Source organism: Pseudomonas sp. Lz4W (assembly GCF_000346225.2).
GTDB classification, from domain to species: Bacteria; Pseudomonadota; Gammaproteobacteria; order Pseudomonadales; family Pseudomonadaceae; genus Aquipseudomonas; species Aquipseudomonas paraversuta.
In genome coordinates this window covers 4,199,089-4,220,865 of the sequence record NZ_CP017432.1, presented here as the reverse complement: position 1 = coordinate 4,220,865, position 21,777 = coordinate 4,199,089, and the positions used below count along the sequence as shown (strand labels likewise).

Genomic DNA, 21,777 nt, shown 5'->3' with positions numbered 1-21,777 from the left:
GAAATGACTTTTGTTCAGCCCTCAACCCGGTTGCCTTGCGGCAACCGGGTTCTTGATTTGGCCCATCCGCACGTGATGGGCATTCTCAATGTCACCCCTGATTCCTTTTCTGATGGCGGTCGCTTCGCTGCGGTGGATGCGGCAATGCGCCATGCGCAGGCAATGGTTCTTGCGGGGGCAACCCTGATTGATGTCGGCGGTGAGTCAACTCGCCCCGGTGCTCCGGTGGTTTCGCCACAGGAAGAGCTTGATCGGGTGGCGCCTGTTGTCGAGCGCATCAGTCGTGAACTTGATGTCATCATTTCGGTCGATACCTCCGCGCCCATCGTCATGACTGAGGTTGCGCGCCTTGGCGCCGGCCTGATTAATGATGTGCGCTCATTGCGCCGCGAAGGTGCCTTGCAGGCTGCTGCAGCCACAGGTCTTCCGGTATGCCTGATGCATATGCTCGGCGAGCCCGGGGATATGCAGGACAACCCGCATTACACTGATCTGGTCGGTGAGGTGTCGGCATTTCTTGCTGAACGCATGGCGCAATGCGCCGCTGCCGGGATTGCGTCTGAGCGCATAGTGCTGGATCCGGGATTTGGTTTCGCCAAGACGTTGCAGCACAACCTGAGTTTGTTTAAGCACATGGAGGCCCTGCATGCACTGGGTCGACCATTGCTGGTAGGTGTTTCGCGTAAAAGCATGATTGGGCAGGCGCTGAATCGGCCGGTTACAGAGCGACTGTATGGCAGTTTGGCTCTGGCAGCGCTGGCCGTGACCAAGGGTGCGCGAATATTGCGTGTCCATGACGTTGCCGAAACAGTTGATGTGGTACGGATGATCGCAGCGGTAGAGTCCGCCGACTAAGAATGATGGAGCACTTATGACGAAGAAATATTTTGGCACCGACGGTATTCGTGGTCGGGTCGGCGTTTATCCAATTACCCCTGACTTCATGCTCAAGCTGGGTTGGGCGGCGGGTATGGCGTTCCGCAGCAAGGGTGCATGTCGCATCCTGGTAGGCAAGGACACGCGCATTTCCGGTTATATGTTCGAGTCCGCGCTAGAGGCCGGTCTGTCCGCGGCCGGTGCCGATGTGATGCTGTTGGGGCCAATGCCTACTCCGGCCATTGCTTATCTGACGCGCACCTTCCATGCGGAAGCGGGCATTGTGATCAGTGCTTCGCACAATCCCCACGACGATAACGGTATCAAGTTCTTCTCGGGGGATGGCACCAAGTTGCCTGATGACGTCGAGTTGATGATTGAGGAGTTGCTGGACACTCCGATGACCGTCGTTGACTCCGACAAGCTGGGTAAGGTGTCGCGTATCAATGATGCGCCGGGTCGCTATATCGAATTCTGCAAGAGCAGTGTGCCGAGCAGTACCAACTTCAGCGATCTGAAGATCGTTATTGATTGCGCCCATGGTGCGACCTACAAGGTTGCGCCAAGTGTTTTCAAGGAGCTGGGTGCACAAGTCACTGTGTTGTCGGCTCAGCCCAATGGTTTGAACATCAACCATGATTGCGGCTCGACCCATATGGGGCAGTTGCAGGCTGCGGTCCTGGCTGAGGGCGCGGACCTGGGTATCGCGTTTGATGGCGACGGTGACCGGGTGCTGATGGTTGATCACACGGGCGCGATTGTTGATGGTGATGAGTTGCTGTTCATCATTGCCCGCGACTTGCATGAGCGTGGCAAATTGCAAGGTGGTGTCGTCGGCACGCTGATGAGTAATCTCGGGCTTGAGTTGGCGCTGGATGACCTGGGCATTCCCTTCGTTCGGGCCAATGTCGGGGATCGCTATGTGATTGCAGGCCTGCAAGAGCGCGACTGGCAGGTGGGCGGTGAGAACTCGGGGCATATCGTGTGCTTCCAGCATACGACCACCGGTGATGCGATTATCGCTGCCCTGCAGGTGCTGCTGGCGTTGCGTCGCCGTGGCGACAGTCTGGCCCAGGCGCGTCAGGCGTTGCGTAAATGTCCGCAGGTGCTGGTAAATGTGCGGTTTGGTGGTGGTGTTGACCCGGTCGAGCACCCGGCCGTCAAAGAGGCCTGCGCACGGGTCACTGAAGCCATGAAAGGGCGTGGGCGTGTATTGCTGCGCAAGTCGGGTACCGAGCCTCTGGTGCGCGTAATGGTCGAAGGTGATGATGAAAATATGGTTCGCGGCTATGCCGATGAGCTGGCAAAACTAGTAAGTGAAGTTTGTGCCTGAATTCGACTTGCCAGCGCGGATGTGGTTGGGTAACATCTGCGCCCACTTTGACCGACGAGGTAAAGCATGCGTCGCATGATGGTAGCTGGTAACTGGAAGATGCACGGTACCTGCGCCAGCGTCGCTGAGCTGATCGTTGGTCTGCGTGATCTGTCCTTGCCTGGCAGTGTTGATGTTGCAGTATTCCCGCCTGACCTGTTCATTGATCGTGTGATCAAAGGCTTACAAGGCGCGCCAATTTCGGTTGGTGCTCAGAATGCTGCGGTTGAAGCAAAGCAGGGCGCTCTGACCGGGGAGATTTCTTCGAGTCAGTTGCAGGATGCGGGTTGCGCATTGGTGCTTGTAGGTCACTCTGAGCGTCGCCTGATTCTGGGTGAGTCGGATGAGACCCTCAATCGCAAGTTTGCAGCAGTTCAGGCTTCTGGTCTGACGCCGGTGTTGTGTATAGGGGAAACCCTGGAGCAGCGCGAAGCCGGGCAAACCCTTGAAGTGGTAGGGCGTCAACTGGATGTCGTGATTGACGCATTTGGTATTGAGGCTTTTGTAAATGCAGTGATTGCATATGAGCCGGTCTGGGCCATTGGTACCGGGCTGACTGCATCACCGCAGCAAGCGCAAGATGTGCATGCGGCCATTCGCGCACAGTTGGCGCAAAAGAATTCTGAAGTCGCGCAAGGTGTGCGGCTTCTATACGGCGGCAGCGTGAAGGCGGCCAATGCGGTCGAACTGTTCAGCATGCCGGATATCGATGGGGGACTCATTGGCGGGGCTTCCCTGAATGCAGATGAGTTCGGTGCGATTATTCGTGCCGCAGGAAACTGAAAATGCTGGATAACGTCGTAACTGTTTTTCATCTGCTGACAGCTTTGGGTGTAATTGCCCTGGTTTTGCTGCAACAGGGTAAGGGAGCGGATGCTGGAGCTTCTTTTGGCGCAGGTGCATCAAATACTGTGTTCGGAAGCCAAGGTTCCTCTACCTTTCTTAGTAAGTTTACTGCTATACTTGCCGCAGGTTTTTTCATAACCAGCTTGGGGTTAGGTTACTTTGCTAAAGAGAAAGCTGAACAGCTGACTCAAGTAGGTTTGCCAAATCCAGCGGTTTTGGAAGTTCCAGTGCAAAAGCCGGCTTCAGATGATGTTCCGGTGCTTCAAGAGCAAAAGTCGGCAACTCCTGCGACTGACGTACCTCCAGCTCAAGAGCAAAAGTAAAACGGGTTTCATGATGTAACTGTAGTATTGCCGAGGTGGTGGAATTGGTAGACACGCAACCTTGAGGTGGTTGTGCCCATAGGGTGTAGGGGTTCGAGTCCCCTTCTCGGTACCAATTATCAAGAATGCCCGCAGTAGCGGGCTTTCTTGTATGTGGAAGGTTGGATTGACCCTGAAAAGGATCAACCGTATACTTCCGCTCCAGCTTTGTCGCGGGATGGAGCAGTCTGGTAGCTCGTCGGGCTCATAACCCGAAGGTCGTCGGTTCAAATCCGGCTCCCGCAACCAGTTTTAGCGGAGCCCCTTATTAGGGGCTTTTTGTTAACTGGACACTTTATAGCGTCGGTATTCAACGACGTTTCAGAGATGGGCGCTTCGCCCATTTTTTCATTTTGCACAGCATGCACAAACATGCACTAGGGGGTTCAAGTGTCGAGCAAGCTAGAAGAGTTGCAGGCCTTGCTGGCCCCGGTGATCGTGGCCCTTGGCTATGAATGCTGGGGTATTGAATTTTCGGCTCAAGGCCGCCATTCAATGTTGCGTGTGTATATCGACAAGGAAGGCGGCGTATTGGTGGATGACTGTGCAATTGTCAGTCGTCAGATCAGCGGTGTTCTGGATGTCGAAGATCCTATCGCTGTTGAATACACCCTTGAAGTCTCTTCTCCTGGCATGGAACGCCCGCTGTTCACTCTTGAACAGTTCGCGAAATATGTCGGTGAGCAAGTGAAGATCAAGCTGCGCTCGCCTTTTGAAGGGCGACGTAACTTTCAGGGCCTTCTGCGCGGCGTAGAGGAGCAGGACATCGTGGTGCAAGTTGAAGACCATGAATTCCTGTTGCCGATCGATATGATCGACAAGGCCAACATTATTCCCAGTTTTGACTGAGACGCGGATCCCGCGGATCCAATGGCTTGCGAAAGGCGAGGCGTACGATGAGCAAAGAAGTACTGCTGGTTGTTGAGTCGGTGTCCAATGAAAAGGGCGTACCGGCAAACGTTATTTTTGAAGCGCTGGAGCTGGCTCTGGCCACCGCTACTAAAAAGCGTTTTGAAGACGAAGTCGATCTGCGTGTGGAAATCAATCGCCACACCGGTAATTATGAGACTTTCCGTCGCTGGACTGTGGTCGAAGACGAAGATCTGGATGATCCAGCAATCGAGTTGGCGGTAGACCAGGCCCAGGCGAAACAGCCAGGCGCTGTAGCCGGCGATATTATCGAAGAAAAAATCGATTCTATCGAATTCGGTCGGATTGCTGCACAGACTGCCAAACAGGTAATCGTGCAGAAAGTCCGCGAAGCCGAGCGTGCTCAAGTAGTCGATGCCTATCGTGAGCGTCTGGGCGAAATTATTTCGGGTACCGTTAAAAAGGTGACACGTGACAATGTGATCGTCGATCTGGGTAACAACGCAGAAGCGTTGCTGGCTCGTGAAGACATCATCTCGCGTGAAACTTTCCGTGTTGGCGTACGCCTTCGCGCACTGCTGAAAGAAATTCGTACCGAGAACCGCGGTCCTCAACTGATCCTGTCGCGAACCGCGCCGGAGATGTTGATCGAGCTGTTCCGTATTGAAGTTCCAGAAATCTCCGAAGGCCTGATCGAAGTGATGGCGGCCTCCCGCGATCCTGGATCTCGCGCTAAAATAGCCGTTCGCTCCAAAGACAAACGCATTGATCCGCAAGGTGCCTGCATCGGTATGCGCGGTTCGCGCGTCCAGGCAGTGTCCGGCGAATTGGGCGGAGAGCGAGTGGATATCGTCCTTTGGGATGACAACCCGGCGCAGTTCGTGATCAACGCAATGTCGCCAGCAGAAGTAGCGGCGATTATCGTCGACGAAGATGCCCATGCCATGGACATCGCCGTTGGCGCAGACAATCTGGCCCAGGCGATTGGTCGCGGCGGTCAGAACGTACGTTTGGCCAGCCAGTTGACCGGCTGGACCCTGAACGTGATGACCGAATCGGACATCCAGGCTAAGCAGCAAGCAGAAACCGGCGACATCCTGCGCAACTTCATCGAAGAGCTTGAAGTTGATGAAGACCTGGCGCAGGTACTGGTAGATGAAGGCTTTACTAGCCTGGAAGAGATTGCCTACGTACCGGTGGAGGAAATGCTCAACATCGATGGCTTTGACGAAGATACCGTCAACGAGCTTCGCGCTCGAGCCAAGGATCGTTTGTTGACTAAAGCCATCGCTACTGAGGAAAAGCTGGCAGACGCCCATCCGGCCGAAGACCTGCTCTCGCTTGAGGGTATGGACAAGGATTTGGCGATGGAACTGGCGGTGCGCGGCGTAATTACCCGCGAAGACCTGGCCGAGCAGTCTATTGACGACCTGCTCGACATCGACGGCATTGACTCTGATCGTGCCGGCAAGTTGATCATGGCCGCCCGAGCCCATTGGTTCGAGTAATTAGGCGCGGCCTGAGGAGAGAAATGCATGACGCAAGTCACGGTGAAACAACTGGCCGATGAGGTCAAAACACCGGTTGAGCGCCTGTTGCAGCAGATGCGTGAGGCAGGTCTGCCGCACAACGCCGCCGAGCAGAATGTGACCGACAGTGAGAAGCAGGCTCTGCTGACTCACCTGAAAAGCAGCCACAAGGCTAAAGTGGAAGAACCGCGCAAGATCACTTTGCAGCGTAAAACCACCAGTACCCTGCGTGTAGCTGGCAGCAAAAGCATTAGTGTTGAAGTACGCAAGAAGAAAGTTTTCGTACAACGCAGCCCGGAAGAAATCGAAGCCGAGCGCAAGCGTGAGATGGATGAGCGTCGTGCAGTAGAAAATGCCGCACGTCAGAAGGCTGAAGAAGAATCCAAGCGTCGCGCCGAAGAAGACGCGCGCCGTCAGCCTGCATCTACCTCTGCTCCTGCAGCAGCTCCGGCTGTCGCTGCTCCTGCACCTGTGCAGGCTGCACCGGCTGCAGCACCTGCGCCAGCCGCTGATGCACGTAAACGTGACGAACAGCGTCGCCCGGACAAACCACGCGCAGACGATAACAATCGTCGCGGCAGTGGTGACGGCGATCGCAAGAACGCACCGCATCGCGCATCGGTTAAAGAAAAAGCACCGACTCCACGTGTTGCTCCGCGCTCTTCCGATGAAGAAAGCGATAGCTTCCGTCGCGGTGGTCGTGGCAAGGGCAAGCTGAAGAAGCGTAACGCTCACGGTTTCCAGAGCCCAACCGGCCCTGTAGTTCGTGACGTACAGATTGGCGAGACCATCACTGTCGGCGATTTGGCTGCACAGATGTCGGTCAAGGCTGCTGAAGTCATCAAGTTCATGTTCAAGCTGGGTACTCCGGCAACCATCAACCAGGTACTTGATCAGGAAACTGCTCAACTGGTTGCTGAAGAACTGGGCCACAAAGTGACTCTGGTAAGTGACAACGCCCTGGAAGATTCCCTGGCCGAGTCCCTGAAGTTCGAAGGCGAGTCGTTCTCCCGTGCTCCGGTTGTGACCGTAATGGGTCACGTTGACCACGGTAAAACGTCCCTGCTCGACTACATCCGTCGTGCCAAGGTAGCTGCTGGCGAAGCCGGTGGTATTACTCAGCACATCGGTGCATACCACGTTGAAACCGAACGCGGCATGGTCACGTTCCTCGATACCCCGGGTCACGCTGCGTTTACCGCAATGCGTGCTCGTGGTGCCAAGGCGACTGACATCGTGATTCTGGTTGTTGCTGCAGATGACGGCGTAATGCCGCAGACCATCGAAGCTGTTCAGCATGCGAAAGCTGCTGGCGTGCCGCTGGTTGTTGCAGTGAACAAAATCGACAAGCCGGGCGCTGATCTCGATCGCATCCGCAGCGAGTTGTCCGTTCACGGCGTAACGTCGGAAGAATGGGGTGGCGACACTCCGTTTGTTTCGGTTTCGGCGAAAATGGGTACCGGCGTTGACGACTTGCTCGAAGCCGTATTGCTGCAAGCTGAAGTCCTGGAACTCAAGGCAACTCCATCGGCTCCTGGCCGTGGCGTAGTAGTTGAGTCCCGTCTGGACAAAGGCCGCGGTCCGGTTGCGACTGTTCTGGTTCAAGACGGTACCCTGCGCCAAGGCGACATGGTTCTGGTCGGTTCCAACTACGGCCGCATCCGCGCCATGCTCGACGAGAACGGCAAATCCATCAAGGAAGCCGGTCCATCCATCCCTGTCGAGATTCTCGGCCTGGACGGTACGCCAGATGCTGGCGACGAGATGAGCGTAATGACTGACGAGAAGAAGGCGCGTGAAGTTGCCCTGTTCCGTCAAGGCAAGTTCCGCGAAGTGAAACTGGCTCGTGCTCACGCAGGCAAGCTGGAAAACATCTTCGAGAACATGGGCCAGGAAGAGAAGAAGACGCTTAACATCGTCCTCAAATCTGACGTCCGTGGTTCGTTGGAAGCTCTGCAGGGCGCTCTGAGCGGCCTGGGTAACGACGAAGTGCAAGTGCGCGTAGTGGGCGGCGGTGTCGGTGGTATCACCGAGAGCGACGCTAACCTGGCACTGGCATCCAACGCTGTACTGTTCGGCTTTAACGTTCGTGCTGATGCTGGCGCGCGCAAGATTGTCGAGCAAGAAGGCCTGGACATGCGTTACTACAACGTCATCTACGACATCATCGAAGACGTCAAGAAAGCCCTTACCGGCATGCTTGGCAGCGACGTTCGCGAGAACATCCTGGGTATCGCTGAAGTGCGTGACGTATTCCGTTCGCCTAAGTTCGGTGCTATCGCAGGTTGTATGGTGCTGGAAGGTGTTGTTCACCGTAACCGTCCAATCCGCGTACTGCGTGATGACATCGTTATCTTCGAAGGCGAGCTGGAATCCCTGCGCCGCTTCAAGGATGACGCTGCCGAAGTACGTGCCGGCATGGAATGCGGTATCGGCGTCAAGAGCTACAACGACGTTAAAGTCGGTGACAAGATCGAAGTGTTCGAGAAGGTCCAGGTTGCTCGCAGCCTCTAAATCGCGAGCCTCAAGAGCGAGGACGAGCCAGGGCATGCAAATGCCTTGTGCCCGGCCTGGACTCTAAACGCAACGCCCGGTCCGGCTTCTGTCTGGCCGGGCGTTTGCCGCTTTCAGACCGCATGGGTTTCCCATGGGTGAGTAACAGGTAACAAGACATGGCAAAAGAATATAGCCGTACCCAACGAATTGGCGATCAGATGCAGCGCGAGCTGGCACAGCTGATCCGTCGTGAAGTCAAAGATCCACGCGTGGGTCTGGTTACAATTACCGCTGTTGAAGTCAGCCGTGACGTCGGTCACGCCAAGATCTTCATCACCGTGATGGGCCAGGACAACGCTGAAGACATCGCCCAGACCGTCAAGGTGCTGAACTCGGCAGCGGGTTTCCTGCGCATGCAACTGGCGCGTGAAATGAAACTGCGCAGCGTTCCGCAACTGCACTTCCACTACGATGAAAGTGTCGTGCGTGGTGCGCACCTGTCCGCCTTGATTGAGCGTGCAGTGGCTGAAGACAATCAGCATCCTGAAGGCACCGCTCCCGAAGACACCAAGGAGTAACCGGTGGCTCAGGTCAAGCGTATCCGTCGTAACGTCAGCGGTATCATCCTGCTCGACAAGCCGCTTGGATTCACCTCCAACGCGGCCCTGCAGAAAGTCCGCTGGCTGCTCAATGCCGAGAAGGCAGGGCACACCGGTAGCCTCGATCCATTGGCCAGTGGCGTATTGCCGCTGTGCTTTGGCGAAGCCACCAAGTTTTCGCAATACCTGCTCGATTCCGACAAGGGTTATGAAACCCTGATGCAATTGGGCAAGACCACGACCACAGCGGATGCCGAAGGCGATGTTTTGCTGACGCGTCCGGTGACCGTTGGTCGCGCCGATATTGAAGCTGTTTTACCCAAATTCCGTGGGCAAATCAGTCAGATACCGCCGATGTACTCTGCACTCAAGCGTGACGGCCAGCCGCTTTACAAGTTGGCTCGTGCAGGCGAAGTGGTGGAGCGCGAACCGCGTTCTGTTACTATTACCCGCCTCGAATTACTGGCCAGCGAAGGCGACACTGCGCGCTTGTCCGTCGACTGCACCAAAGGCACCTATATCCGTACCCTGGTGGAAGATATTGGTGAGCAACTGGGTTGCGGTGCATACGTTGCAGAGCTGCGTCGTACACACGCCGGACCTTTCAGCCTGGCCCAAACGGTCACTCTGGAAGAGTTGGAAGCTGTGCATGCCGAAGGCGGAAACGAAGCGGTTGACCGCTTCCTGATGCCATCGGACAGCGGTTTGCTGGACTGGCCTTTGCTGCACTTCTCGGAACACAGCGCATTCTATTGGCTTAATGGCCAACCGGTACGCGCTCCGGATGCTCCGAAGTTCGGCATGGTGCGGGTACAAGATCACAACGGTCGCTTTATCGGTATCGGTGAAGTGAGCGAAGACGGGCGCATCGCGCCGCGTCGACTGATTCGGTCAGAATGACCGGAACAGGCTGGCTCGAGATGTAATACTCTTTGGCCAGACTGGAACGAGGGTGGCTGTTATTAGGCACGGTCACTCCTCACTTATAAATACGAGGATTTGTCCTCGGCCTATTGGATCTGTCTTGTTCGCAAGCAGAACCCTAATGAAAGGAAATGCCCCATGGCACTGACAATCGAACATAAAGCAGAAATCGTAGCTGACTACCAGCAAGCTCCAGGTGATACAGGTTCTCCAGAAGTGCAGGTTGCACTGCTGACCTTTAACATCAACACGCTGCAAGGTCACTTCAAAGAAAACAAAAAAGACCACCACTCCCGTCGTGGTCTGATCCGCATGGTAAACCAGCGTCGCAAGCTGCTGGACTACCTCAAAGGCAAGAACGTTGAGCGTTACAAAACGCTGATCGCTCGCCTGGGTCTGCGTCGCTAATAGCGATGTTGCTAGAGGCTGGTCGTTTGTCGTGTATCTGCGGGTTTCCCGCAGGTGTACGGCAGGCTTCCAGCCTCAAGTTTTATCTGGACCAGCCGGATTCTTACGAAAGCTCACCGTGCCGTCCGCTTTCGTAAGCATCTGAGTCGGGTCAATACCCGACATTGCGTCAGTATTTCGCAAGAAACCCGTTCCCCAAGAGCCACAAAGAAGGTAGGACACCGTGAACCCGGTTATCAAAAAATTCCAGTTCGGTCAGTCGACCGTCACCCTCGAGACTGGCCGTATCGCCCGTCAGGCCTCCGGCGCAGTATTGGTCACCGTTGACGACGACGTCAGCGTGTTGGTGACTGTTGTCGGCTCCAAGCAAGCTGATCCAGGCAAGGGCTTCTTCCCTCTGTCTGTTCACTACCAAGAAAAAACCTACGCCGCGGGTAAAATCCCGGGCGGTTTCTTCAAGCGTGAAGGTCGCCCTTCCGAGAAAGAAACCCTGACTTCGCGTCTGATCGACCGTCCGATCCGTCCGCTGTTCCCAGAAGGCTTCATGAACGAAGTGCAGGTTGTCTGCACCGTTCTGTCCACCAGCAAGAAAACCGATCCGGACGTCGCTGCGATGATCGGTACCTCGGCTGCTCTGGCAATCTCCGGTATTCCTTTTGATGGTCCGATCGGCGCCGCCCGCGTTGCTTACCACGAAAGCACTGGCTACCTGCTGAACCCGACTTACGAGCAACTGGCCGCTTCCAGCCTGGACATGGTTGTTGCCGGTACTTCGGAAGCTGTATTGATGGTTGAATCGGAAGCCAAAGAGCTGACCGAAGACCAGATGCTGGGCGCGGTACTGTTCGCCCACGACGAATTCCAGGTAGTGATCCAGGCTGTTAAAGAGCTGGCTGCCGAAGCTGCAAAACCGACTTGGGACTGGGCTCCTGCTCCAGAAGCCACCGCTCTGCTGGCCGCTATCCGCGCCGAGTTCGGCGAAGCGATCTCCCAGGCTTACACCCTGACCGTCAAGCACGAGCGTTATGCACGTCTGGGCGAACTGAAAGACCAGGTTGTTGCCAAGCTGTCCGGTGAAGAAGGCCAGCCGACTTCTGCTGAAGTCAAAGCTGCATTCGGCGAAATCGAATACCGCACCGTTCGCGAAAACATCGTTAACGGCAAGCCGCGTATCGATGGCCGTGACACCAAAACCGTTCGCCCTTTGAACATCGAAGTTGGCGTTCTGCCAAAGACCCACGGTTCGGCTCTGTTCACCCGTGGTGAAACTCAGGCTCTGGTCGTTGCAACTCTGGGTACTGCCCGTGATGCACAACTGCTGGACACCCTGGAAGGCGAGAAGAAAGACCCGTTCATGCTGCACTACAACTTCCCGCCGTTCTCGGTAGGTGAGTGTGGTCGCATGGGTGGAGCCGGTCGTCGCGAAATCGGTCACGGCCGTCTGGCCCGTCGTTCGGTTCAGGCCATGCTGCCTGCTGCTGACGTATTCCCGTACACCATCCGTGTTGTATCGGAAATCACCGAGTCCAACGGTTCCAGCTCCATGGCTTCGGTCTGCGGCGCTTCCCTGGCACTGATGGACGCTGGTGTGCCGATGAAAGCACCGGTTGCCGGTATCGCCATGGGTCTGGTTAAAGAAGGCGAGAAATTCGCAGTTCTGACCGACATCCTGGGTGACGAAGATCACCTCGGCGACATGGACTTCAAAGTAGCAGGTACCGCTAAAGGTGTTACCGCGCTGCAGATGGACATCAAGATCAAAGGCATCACCGAAGAAATCATGGAGATCGCACTGGGCCAGGCCCTGGACGCTCGCCTGAACATCTTGGGTCAGATGAACCAGATCATTGCCGTATCGCGCAACGAATTGTCGGCCAACGCTCCGACCATGATTGCGATGAAGATCGACACCGACAAAATCCGTGATGTCATCGGTAAAGGCGGCGCGACCATCCGTGCAATCTGCGAAGAAACCAAGGCTTCGATCGATATCGAAGACGACGGTTCGATCAAGATCTTCGGCGAAACCAAGGAAGCAGCAGAAGCGGCGCGTCAGCGCGTTCTGGGCATCACCGCAGAAGCCGAAATCGGCAAGATCTACACCGGCAAGGTTGAGCGCATCGTCGACTTCGGCGCATTCGTAAACATCCTGCCAGGCAAAGACGGCCTGGTGCACATCTCCATGCTGAGCGATGCTCGTGTCGAGAAAGTGACTGACATTCTGAAAGAAGGTCAGGAAGTGGAAGTACTGGTACTGGACGTGGACAACCGCGGCCGTATCAAGCTCTCCATCAAGGACGTAGCAGCTGCCAAGGCTTCGGAAGCTTAATAGCCCCCGAAACCGGCGTTGAAAAAAGGATCCTTCGGGATCCTTTTTTTATGCCTGCAAGAAAGCTGGCAGATTCAAGGCCAACTGCCATTAAGCAAAAAGCCGCAACTTGCATGCAGATTGACGGGCAGTCATGCAAACTGCACGACCTTTGGATTTTTGATTGATTATAAGTTATTGATTTATAAGGCTTTTTTAATTTCAGAAAGTTGGCATAAGCCCTGCAACAGTATAGGTAACCCTGCTGCCATGAGATGGCGCAGATTTTAAAGAAGACAGGAGTTACTCGTATGAAGAAGTTTGCTATCGCTGCTGCAACTGCTACCGCTCTGACCCTGACCATGGCCAACGCCGCATTTGCTGCTCAATCGACTGCACAGACCCCTATGGTTGTCGCTGCTGGCGAAATGACTAAAGCCAAAGAAGCTACTTCTGACACCTGGATCACAACCAAAGTTAAATCTGACCTGCTGACTGAAAAAGGCATTCCAGGTACTGACATCAAAGTAGAAACCAATAAAGGCGTGGTTTCGCTATCCTCGACTGTAGCGGTAACCGACGCACAGAAAGAGATGGCAGTTGCGATTGCCAAGAAAGTTAAAGGTGTTCAGGCAGTTTCGGCCGATGGCCTGAAAGCTGAGTAAGACACCCCAATTCGTGGAACCGGGGGAAAGCCGGAGCAGGTGATTGAAAGATCACCTGCTGGCTTTGAATACAGGTTCATGCGACGACCACACGGATGTGGTCATTACAGCCCTCGGCGCTTGCGTCGGGGGCTGTTCTATTTGGGCGAAGGAATAGTGCGCAAACCTAGTAGGAGCGAGCTTGCCCGCGATCCGGCCTGTGCGGTACCTCATCCAGGCCGCAGAGCCGCCATCGCGAGCAAGCCAGGTGAGGGCTTTACTCGCTGTCCAGATGCAGCGGGGTGATTACCCGGCCATCGCTCTCTGCCTGACCCAGGGTGGCATCGATAAAGTACACGCGGTCATCCGCCAGTTGGCCATGGTCCACCAGATAGTCCTTGATGGTACTGGCACGATCCTGCCCCAGTTGGCGGAGCAGAACTTCACTTTTGCTCCAGAAGTCCACCAGCGCTGCACTCATCTTGGCCGCACGTTCATCACGACTCAGATCAGCCCACTCGGCAGGCGGCTGCTGTTTCAGGCGGGCCCGGTAAATCCCTTCCAGTAATGGACCTTTTTCATCATCCGGGACCTTGAGCTGCGAAGCCTGAGCCGGCACCTTTTCTCCCTTGCGCTGGAGAATCTTGTAGTAGGTGTACTGGTATTCGCGCTCAAGACGATCCTGGGCAATATGCGGACCGTCACTGCTTTGCGCGGCGGTGCCTTCAATTTCCAGGCGCAGGCCCGGACGTTTTTTCAGCGCCTGGGCCAGGGTGTCCAGGGCTTTTTGCGCTTCAGGGCTCAGCTCGCTTGATCCTGGCGCGAATGACACCGTGCCCAGGTCTTCGGCGCCACCGCCGCTGACCAGCCCGCCAATGAACTTGAAGGGCGCTGTAGCGGCTCGGACCACAAGGTTGCGCAAGGTTTGCCAGACTATAGGCATTACGCTGAATTGCGGGTTGTTCAGGTCTCCGGTCACCGGCAACTCGATGGAGATGGTGCCGTCTGAATCCTTGAGCAAGGCAATCGCCAGTTTCAGGGGCAGGTTCACCGCATCCGGGCTGTCGACTTTCTCCCCCAGCTGCAATTGCTCGATGACAACCTTGTTTTCAGCCTTGAGCTGACCCTTGGTGATCAGGTAATGCAGATCAAGATTGAGGCGGCCCTTGCGGATACGGTAACCGGCAAACTTGCCGGAGTAGGGGGTCAGCGTAGTCAGCTCGACGCGTTTGAAGCTGGTGGCAATGTCCAGGCTGGCCATTGGATCGAATGGATTGACACTGCCCTTGATCGTAACCGGTGCATAGCGGTCAACCTTGCCCGAGATATCAACCCTGGCAGGTTTGGCATCACGGCTGTCAATGGTGCCGATCTGGCCGTTGAGTTGCTGAATGGCCGTGGCGAAGTTGGGGGTCAGACTGAAGTCGGCGAAATTGGCCGAACCATCATTGATCGCGATACCGCCGACATAGATGCCCAGCGGCTTATCCTGTTTCGCCGCGGGCCCGGCAGCGCCTTTCGCGCCACTGCTGGCCGGTTGCGGGATCAACAGGTCGTCCACGTTGGTGGTGCGATCATCGTTGATCATGAAGCGCACATAGGGCTGTGTCAGATTGACCTTGCTGATCGACAGGCTGTCGCCGTGCCGGTATTTGACATCTTCCAGCACCAGCCGCTGCCACTTGAGGAAGTCCCGGTTTTTCAGGGTGTCCAGAGTGTGCAGTTGATCGACCTGGGCACGGCCCTCAACGGTGAAGGCCAGCGGTTCTGTGCTCTTGAGGTTGACTGCCAGGTCGCTGCCGAGCATGCCGCTACGCAGTTCAAGGCGCATGAACGGGTCGATATAGGCCTGGGCCACCCGCAGATCGATGTCTTTGGTGGTGACTTTGAGTGCGGCGCTGACCGGATTCAGGTTCACATCACCGATGGCAGTGAGCTGGCCTTGTTTGCCAACGCCGGTGTCGAGCCTGAGGTTAAACGGCGACCGGTTCAGGCTGTCGAAGTTTTTCAGGTCCAGGTTCAGGGGGCCGATATCCAGTGCTACCGGGGTACTTGGCTGCTTGTCGGCCAGGTGCACCCGATAGTCGCGCAGTTCAACATCCTTGAGCAGCACCTGCCATGGTTTGCTCGGCGCAGCCGGGCCTGGTTTGGGGGCTTCAACAGTGACAGGGTCACTGGTTTTGGGTGCGGTTTTTGCGGGTTGCTCGGCAAACAGTTTTTGCCAGTCAAGCTGACCATCCTTCTCGCGAGCGGCCCAGGTTTCCAGGTTCTTGCTCTGGATCTTGCCGACAACCACTTTCTGTTTAGCCAGGTCCACCGTGGTGTCGCTCACATCAAGTCGCTCCAGACGCGCCAGCGGGCGGCCATCCGGGGCATTGATCCTGAACGGCGCGATGCTGGCCGAGGCATTGCTCAACACCATCTCGGTATCTTTGGCCAGATCCAGGGTGTAGTCGGTGCTGAAATTCAGAATGCCGTCTTCGAGTACCAGCGGCACCGAATCGCGGACATAGGGCCACCAGGCTTTCATTTTGGCGTCGGTGACTTTGAGTTTGCCCTGGGACGTAATCGGCACCAGGCTCAGCTTGCCGCTCCAGTCGACTCTGCCGCCCTCGGGGCCGGCAGCCACCAGCGTCATTTCAGCGTTGTCGTCGGGTAGGGTGCTGAGGTTTTTCAACTCAAAGTTCATTGAGTCGTAGAGAAACTCTATGGGCTCACTGGGACGCATATCGACGAAGTGCAGATAGCCGTCAGCCAGTTTTATATTGTCGATGCGCAGCGGGAAGGGTTTGCTTTGCGGCTCGTCGGGCTTGGGCTCGCTGGCAGGCAATTTGAACAGCTGGCTCAGATTGAGCGTGCCGTCCTTGTTGAACAGCACCTCGGTTTTGGGCTTGTCCAGCTGCACGTCGGCCAGGTGCAAGGCTTTGGTCCACACGCTGTCTGATTGCAGATTGACATAGAGTCGGTCAAACCCGGCTTGCTGCTTGCCCGGCTCGCCGACTTGCAACCCCCACAGTGTGAGCTCAAGGGTAAATGGATTGAACTCCAGACGGTCGAGTCTGGCCGGTACTGTGGCGTAGTTGGCCAGTTGCTGGTTGACGATACGCAGACCGATACCGGGTAAAATCAGGAAGCCCAGCAGGCTATAGAGTGCAATCGCTACCAGCACTGCGCCAATGGCGCGGATCAATCCTTTGGTCATGTGGGGCTTCGTCTATTGGTGGCCAAGGTGCCTTGGAGTATGGCACGCGTTTCTGGTTCCGAGACAAGCACCATATTTTAAGCGGGGTCTGGCTTTTTGGGTTCTGGTTAAAACTGCAAAATCAGGGTTTTGAGCGGCGGCTGCTGGTCCAGTGACGGGAAGTCGCTGGCCGGGCTCAGTACTTGCCAGTCGCGTACCGGGCGGCCGGCTTTTTCGGCACAGCGCAATACCTGCTCGCGCCAGTCGTCCATGCTGACTTTTGCCAGATTGTTGCAGCAGATCAGCACGCCATCTGGCGCAGTGGCCAGTACGGCGGGTTTTAGAAGGCTCTGGTAGTCACGCAACAGATCGACTGTACCGAAAGCGCTCTTGGCCCAGGCTGGTGGGTCCAGTAGCACCAGGTCGTATTCCCGCTGATCCAGACGCGGGTAGGACGGCAGCTTGTGACGACGCTGAATGATCGGCAACCCGGCCAGTTGGCGGATGGCGGCAAAGTAGTCGGACTGGACGAACTTCATCTTTTTCAGTTCAGGGTTCAGCAGGCCATTTTCACGACCCACCGCCAGGTTGCCTTCGGCAAAATCCAGATTGCAGACCTCACTGGCACCGCCGGCTGCGGCGCTCAGACCCACGCCACAGGTGTAGGCGAACAGGTTGAGCACGCTTTTGCCGGCGCTATGTTGTTTGACCCAGCCGCGGGCATTGCGCAGGTCGAGAAACAGCAGCGGGTCCTGGCCGGCATGGCGGCCACGCACTCGGTAGTTCAGGCCCCATTCATGGCCCACCAGATCTGCAAGGGCGGCTTCTTCGGCGCGGTACAGGGTATCTTCGCGATCGATGCGCGAGTTGCCCCGGGAACGGTCGTTGTAAACCAGCAGCAACTCCAGCCCCAGGTGCTGGTTGATTGCCCCGTGCAGTTGCAGCAAATCATCGCGCTCAAGACTCTGGTGGAAGCTTTGCACCAGTAGCTGCGGGCCGTAGCGGTCAATAGTCAAGCCGCCGGCGCCTTCCTGACTGCCGTGGAACAGGCGATAGCAATCAGTGCCCTGAGCATGCAGCTCGGCCAATAAGTCCTGACGGTTATCGAGGGCGGCGCGCAGCGCCTGATTCAAGGAAGACATGCGAAGCGCCTTGGGGGGATAGATAAGGCGCGGCAGTTTAACAGAACGGGCATTTGTAGTCGCTGCCGCAGGCAGCCAAGGGTTGCACCGCAACCCTTGGCAACGCTCACCGCGAGCCCATTCAGGCTGTTGGTTATTCGCGTTCGATTGCCAGGGCTACACCCTGGCCGCCACCGATGCACAGCGTAGCTAGCCCTTTTTTAGCGTCACGCTTGAGCATTTCGTGGAGCAGGGTGACCAGAATGCGGCAGCCTGACGCGCCAATCGGGTGGCCAATGGCAATTGCGCCACCGTTAACGTTGACCTTGTCTGCATCCCAGTTCAGCTCTTTGCCGACTGACAGTGCCTGTGCCGCGAATGCTTCGTTGGCTTCGATCAGGTCCAGCTGCTCAAGACTCCAGCCGGCTTTGCTCAGGCAACGTTGAGTGGCGCTCACCGGGCCGATGCCCATGATTGCCGGGTCAACACCCGCGTTGGCGTAGGCGGCGATTTTGGCCAGCACAGGCAAACCCAGGGCTTTGGCTTTGGTTGCGCTCATCAGCAACACTGCTGCAGCGCCGTCATTGAGGGAGGAGGCGTTGCCCGCGGTGACCGAGCCGTCTTTTTTGAAGGCCGGCTTGAGCTTGGCCAGCGACTCGGCGGTGGTGCCGGCGCGTGGCTGTTCATCGGTGGCGAAGGCAATCGGATCACCCTTGCGCTGTGGGATCAGAATCGGCGTGATTTCATCCACAAAACGCCCGGTTTCGATGGCCTCTACGGCTTTCTGCTGAGAGCGGGCGGCAAACCCATCCTGCTCTTCACGGCTGATGCCGTACTTATCCACAAGGTTCTCGGCCGTGATGCCCATGTGGTAATCGTTGAACGCATCCCACAGGCCGTCACTGATCATGGTGTCGATGATCTGGCTGTGGCCCATGCGCAGACCGGTACGTGCGCCGGGCATGATGTAGTTGGACAGGCTCATGTTCTCCTGGCCTCCGGCAATGATCACCTCGGCATCGCCGCAACGAATGGCCTGCGCCGCCAGATGCAAAGCTTTGAGGCCCGAGCCGCAGACCTTGTTGAGGGTCATTGCAGGTACGGCGAACGGCAGTCCGGCCTTGATCGCGGCCTGACGTGCGGGGTTTTGTCCGGCACCGGCGGTCAGTACCTGGCCCATGATCACTTCGTCGACCTGGGCGCCGTCGAGGCCGGTTTTTTCCAGCAGCCGACGAATCACTGCGGCGCCCAGATCAACAGCGGGTACGTGGGCCAGCGAGCCCTGGAAGCTGCCGACGGCAGTGCGGGTAGCGGCAACGATTACGACGTCTTGCATTGCGGGAGTCCTCATTATTATTGGAATGTCAGGCCTGGAGACAGGCGGGTTTGGTTATCGCTGGCAAGCCAGCTCCCACAAGATCGGTAGCCAGCCAGTGGGAGCTGGTTTGCCAGCAGACAGGATCTGCATGGTATTCAACCTAGGCCCATACGCCGTCGCGCCCGCTGGACCGAGCCATTACGCACGGCCCAGCGCAGAATCGGCGCAGTACTGCTAACCCCTGCCCGTACCAGCTTTCGCGTCAGGGGCTGTTGCTGCAGGCCCAGTTGATCACTGGCCCAGTCCGGGAGCAAATCAATCCCTGCTTGCATCATCAGTGCACCAAAGGGTTTTGCAAGCAGGCTGGGGGCTGGCGCGTTGAGCAGCAGGCGCATCACCTCGTGACTGCGTTCATCGCACAGCAACTGTGGCCGCACGCGCTCCAGATAGTCGGCAATTTGCTGGCGGGAGCGCGGGACGTTGGTCGCCCCCAGGCGTTCGGCAACCAGGGCAATCTCGTCGTAGTACTGGTCTTGATCCGCGGCGGATAAATGCGGATTGCGGTAACGGATATGGGCCGCAAGGAAGTTACTGACTTCGGCCACATGCACCCAGGTCAGTAACTCCGGATCACTGGCGGCATATGGCCGGCCATCGAGCCCGGTGCCTGTGACTTGCAGGTGAATGGTGCGTACTTTTTCGATCAGCCAGTTGGCGTCCCTGGTGGAGCCAAACGTGGTGCCAGAAATAAACTGTCCGGTGCGCCGCAGCCGTCCCAGCATGTCCTGGCGAAAATTGGAGTGGTCCCACACCCCGGCCAATGCCAGCGGGTGCAAGGCTTGAAGCATCAGGGCACTGATACCGCCAATCAGCATGCTGGTGAAGTCACCATGTACTTGCCAACTGATGGAAGCGGGGCCAAACAGACCGGGGTCGCCCGGGGGTGTTTCGAGGTCGAGCTGGCCAAGTGAAAGCCCGGTCAGGCTCATGATTTGGCGTTCGATAGGGCGGCGGATAAATTCCATGATACCTCGAGGGTGCCAGGGGCCGTTGACGTCGCCGTGATAGCTATGTGTCAACAGCCCCTGGCCAGTCGGGGAGACTGGCTATCAATCAACCGCGGTGACGACCGCGGAAGTAGTTGATCAGACCTTGGGTCGATGCATCGTCAGCAGGCTCTTCAAGGCTGCCGGTCAGGCGGTTGTAGACGCCTTTGCCGAGCTCTTTGCCCAGCTCCACGCCCCACTGGTCGAAGGCGTTGATGCCCCAGATCACGCTCTGTACGAAGACTTTGTGCTCGTACAGCGCAACCAGTGCGCCCAGACGACGAGGGCTGATGCGCTCAACCACAATGGTGTTGCTCGGACGATTGCCCGGGATCACCTTGTGCGGTGCGAGTTTTTGCACCTCTTCTTCGGACAGGCCCTTGTCGCGCAACTCCGCTTCGGCTTCTTCGCGGGTTTTACCCAGCATCAGCGCCTGGCTTTGCGACAGACAGTTTGCGTACAGCCACTGATGGTGATCGGAAACCGGATTGAAGCTGACGATCGGCACGATAAAGTCGGCCGGAATCAACAAGGTGCCTTGGTGGAGCAACTGGTGGTAGGCATGCTGGCCATTACAGCCAACGCCGCCCCAGATTACCGGGCCGGTGTCGGTCGACACGGGAGTGCCGTCCTGGCGCACGCTCTTGCCGTTGGATTCCATATCCAGTTGCTGCAAATGCTTGGTGATGTTTCGCAGGTAATGGTCATAGGGAAGGATGGCGTGGCTTTGCGCTCCCCAGAAATTGCCATACCAGACACCCAGCGCCGCCATCAGCACGGGCATGTTTTGCTCGAACGGTGCGTTCTGGAAGTGTTGGTCCATGCTGTAGGCGCCGGACAGCAGCTCTTTGAAGTTGGACATGCCGATGGCCAGGGCAATCGGCAAACCAATGGCCGACCACAGCGAGTAACGACCGCCAACCCAGTCCCACATCGGGAAGATGTTTTCTTCACGAATACCAAATGCTACCGCTGCCGCATTGTTGCTCGACACCGCGATAAAGTGACGGTGCAGCTCGGCTTCCGAACCACCTTGCGCCAGGTACCAGGCACGGGCGGCCTGGGCATTCTTCAGGGTTTCGAGAGTGTTGAAGGATTTAGACGAAACGATGAACAGGGTGGTTTCTGCACGCAGCTTTGCAGTCAGTTCATGGAACTCGCTGCCGTCGATATTCGCCAGATAATGGCAGCGTACGCCTTTTTGGGCGTAGGACAGCAGCGCTTCGGACACCAGTTCCGGGCCGAGGAACGAGCCTCCGATACCGATGTTCACCACATCAGTGATCGGCTTTTCGGTGTAACCGCGCCATAGGCCATCGTGAATCCGGCCGACCAGTTCGGTCATTTGATTCAGAACTTTATGCACCTGGGGCATGATGTTTACGCCACTTACCGACAGTTTGTCGGCCACTGGGCGGCGCAACGCGGTATGCAGGGCAGGCCGGTTTTCGGAGGCGTTGACGATTTCGCCTTCAAACAACGACTTGATCGCGCCTTTGAGATCAACCTCATTGGCCAGGTTAACCAGCAAGTCGCGGGTTTCATCGGTGATCAGGTTTTTCGAGTAGTCCAGAAACAAACCGCAGCTGCTGAGGGTGAAATCCTCGAAGCGCTTCGGGTTGCTATTGAATGCATCGCGCATGCTGAAATTTTGCATGTCGGCACGGTGAAGTTTCAACGCTTGCCAGGCAGGCAGAGCGGTAACGTCTTGAGGAGTGCGGTAGTACGCCATCGCTGCGAATATCCTTTTGCTTGAACTGCCTTTTGGACACTGAGAACACCGAGACCTTCGTTAATGTCGAGGTGCTCGGTCAGTCTGTTTCTGCATCTATGTCAGAAGTCGGGCGATAACAGTAAACCTAGCGCCCGCTTCTGTC

At 56.7% G+C, this 21,777-nt stretch carries 17 protein-coding genes and 2 tRNA genes; 14 read left to right on the top strand and 5 right to left on the bottom strand.

The features are described from left to right. Nucleotides 1-3: 3 nt before the first annotated feature. From folP to B195_RS19310, 14 genes are all read left to right on the top strand, one after another. A complete protein-coding gene (gene folP / locus B195_RS19375; RefSeq protein ID WP_003439604.1) occupies nucleotides 4-855 on the top strand; it encodes a dihydropteroate synthase in 852 nt (283 codons plus the stop codon). Nucleotides 856-871: 16 nt separating this feature from the next. Then, nucleotides 872-2,209, top strand: a complete 1,338-nt coding sequence (gene glmM / locus B195_RS19370) for a phosphoglucosamine mutase (RefSeq protein WP_003439606.1) — start codon at nucleotides 872-874, stop codon at nucleotides 2,207-2,209. Nucleotides 2,210-2,275: 66 nt separating this feature from the next. Further along, on the top strand, nucleotides 2,276-3,031 hold the full coding sequence (gene tpiA / locus B195_RS19365) for a triose-phosphate isomerase (protein ID WP_003439609.1): 756 nt from the start codon (nucleotides 2,276-2,278) through the stop codon (nucleotides 3,029-3,031). A gap of 2 nt (nucleotides 3,032-3,033) precedes the next feature. Continuing rightward, the gene (gene secG, locus B195_RS19360; RefSeq protein ID WP_003439612.1) at nucleotides 3,034-3,417 is read left to right on the top strand and encodes a preprotein translocase subunit SecG; all 384 of its coding nucleotides are present in this window, start codon (nucleotides 3,034-3,036) and stop codon (nucleotides 3,415-3,417) included. 29 nt (nucleotides 3,418-3,446) lie between these two features. Then, nucleotides 3,447-3,532 (top strand) — tRNA-Leu (locus B195_RS19355). Between the two features lie 96 nt (nucleotides 3,533-3,628). Further along, nucleotides 3,629-3,705: transfer RNA gene (locus tag B195_RS19350), tRNA-Met, on the top strand. A gap of 141 nt (nucleotides 3,706-3,846) precedes the next feature. After that, a complete protein-coding gene (gene rimP / locus B195_RS19345) occupies nucleotides 3,847-4,305 on the top strand; it encodes a ribosome maturation factor RimP (RefSeq protein WP_003439616.1) in 459 nt (152 codons plus the stop codon). 47 nt (nucleotides 4,306-4,352) lie between these two features. Next, nucleotides 4,353-5,834: a transcription termination factor NusA gene (gene nusA / locus B195_RS19340; protein ID WP_003439619.1), complete on the top strand. Its 1,482-nt coding sequence runs from the start codon at nucleotides 4,353-4,355 to the stop codon at nucleotides 5,832-5,834. Between the two features lie 27 nt (nucleotides 5,835-5,861). Beyond that, a complete protein-coding gene (gene infB, locus B195_RS19335) occupies nucleotides 5,862-8,369 on the top strand; it encodes a translation initiation factor IF-2 (RefSeq protein ID WP_003439621.1) in 2,508 nt (835 codons plus the stop codon). A gap of 158 nt (nucleotides 8,370-8,527) precedes the next feature. Continuing rightward, nucleotides 8,528-8,929 (top strand): 30S ribosome-binding factor RbfA, encoded by a 402-nt coding sequence (rbfA, locus tag B195_RS19330; RefSeq protein WP_003439623.1) that lies wholly within the window; start codon nucleotides 8,528-8,530, stop codon nucleotides 8,927-8,929. Between the two features lie 3 nt (nucleotides 8,930-8,932). After that, nucleotides 8,933-9,850: a tRNA pseudouridine(55) synthase TruB gene (gene truB / locus B195_RS19325; RefSeq protein ID WP_003439625.1), complete on the top strand. Its 918-nt coding sequence runs from the start codon at nucleotides 8,933-8,935 to the stop codon at nucleotides 9,848-9,850. A gap of 162 nt (nucleotides 9,851-10,012) precedes the next feature. Next, on the top strand, nucleotides 10,013-10,282 hold the full coding sequence (gene rpsO / locus B195_RS19320) for a 30S ribosomal protein S15 (protein ID WP_003439639.1): 270 nt from the start codon (nucleotides 10,013-10,015) through the stop codon (nucleotides 10,280-10,282). A 223-nt stretch (nucleotides 10,283-10,505) separates the two neighbouring features. Next, entirely contained in the window at nucleotides 10,506-12,611 is a 2,106-nt protein-coding gene (gene pnp / locus B195_RS19315) for a polyribonucleotide nucleotidyltransferase (RefSeq protein ID WP_003439642.1), read from the top strand. A 290-nt stretch (nucleotides 12,612-12,901) separates the two neighbouring features. After that, nucleotides 12,902-13,255, top strand: a complete 354-nt coding sequence (locus B195_RS19310; protein WP_003439643.1) for a BON domain-containing protein — start codon at nucleotides 12,902-12,904, stop codon at nucleotides 13,253-13,255. A gap of 256 nt (nucleotides 13,256-13,511) precedes the next feature. Here B195_RS19310 and B195_RS19305 read toward each other — a convergent pair whose 3' ends face one another. From B195_RS19305 to pgi, 5 genes are all read right to left on the bottom strand, one after another. Then, on the bottom strand, nucleotides 13,512-16,436 hold the full coding sequence (locus tag B195_RS19305) for a DUF748 domain-containing protein (protein ID WP_003439645.1): 2,925 nt from the start codon (nucleotides 16,434-16,436) through the stop codon (nucleotides 13,512-13,514). Between the two features lie 107 nt (nucleotides 16,437-16,543). Beyond that, on the bottom strand, nucleotides 16,544-17,557 hold the full coding sequence (locus B195_RS19300; protein WP_003439647.1) for a class I SAM-dependent rRNA methyltransferase: 1,014 nt from the start codon (nucleotides 17,555-17,557) through the stop codon (nucleotides 16,544-16,546). A 133-nt stretch (nucleotides 17,558-17,690) separates the two neighbouring features. Continuing rightward, nucleotides 17,691-18,872, bottom strand: a complete 1,182-nt coding sequence (locus B195_RS19295; protein ID WP_003439649.1) for an acetyl-CoA C-acetyltransferase — start codon at nucleotides 18,870-18,872, stop codon at nucleotides 17,691-17,693. 137 nt (nucleotides 18,873-19,009) lie between these two features. Further along, a complete protein-coding gene (locus tag B195_RS19290; RefSeq protein ID WP_003439651.1) occupies nucleotides 19,010-19,879 on the bottom strand; it encodes an oxygenase MpaB family protein in 870 nt (289 codons plus the stop codon). 88 nt (nucleotides 19,880-19,967) lie between these two features. Next, a complete protein-coding gene (gene pgi / locus B195_RS19285; protein WP_003439653.1) occupies nucleotides 19,968-21,632 on the bottom strand; it encodes a glucose-6-phosphate isomerase in 1,665 nt (554 codons plus the stop codon). Nucleotides 21,633-21,777: the final 145 nt, after the last annotated feature.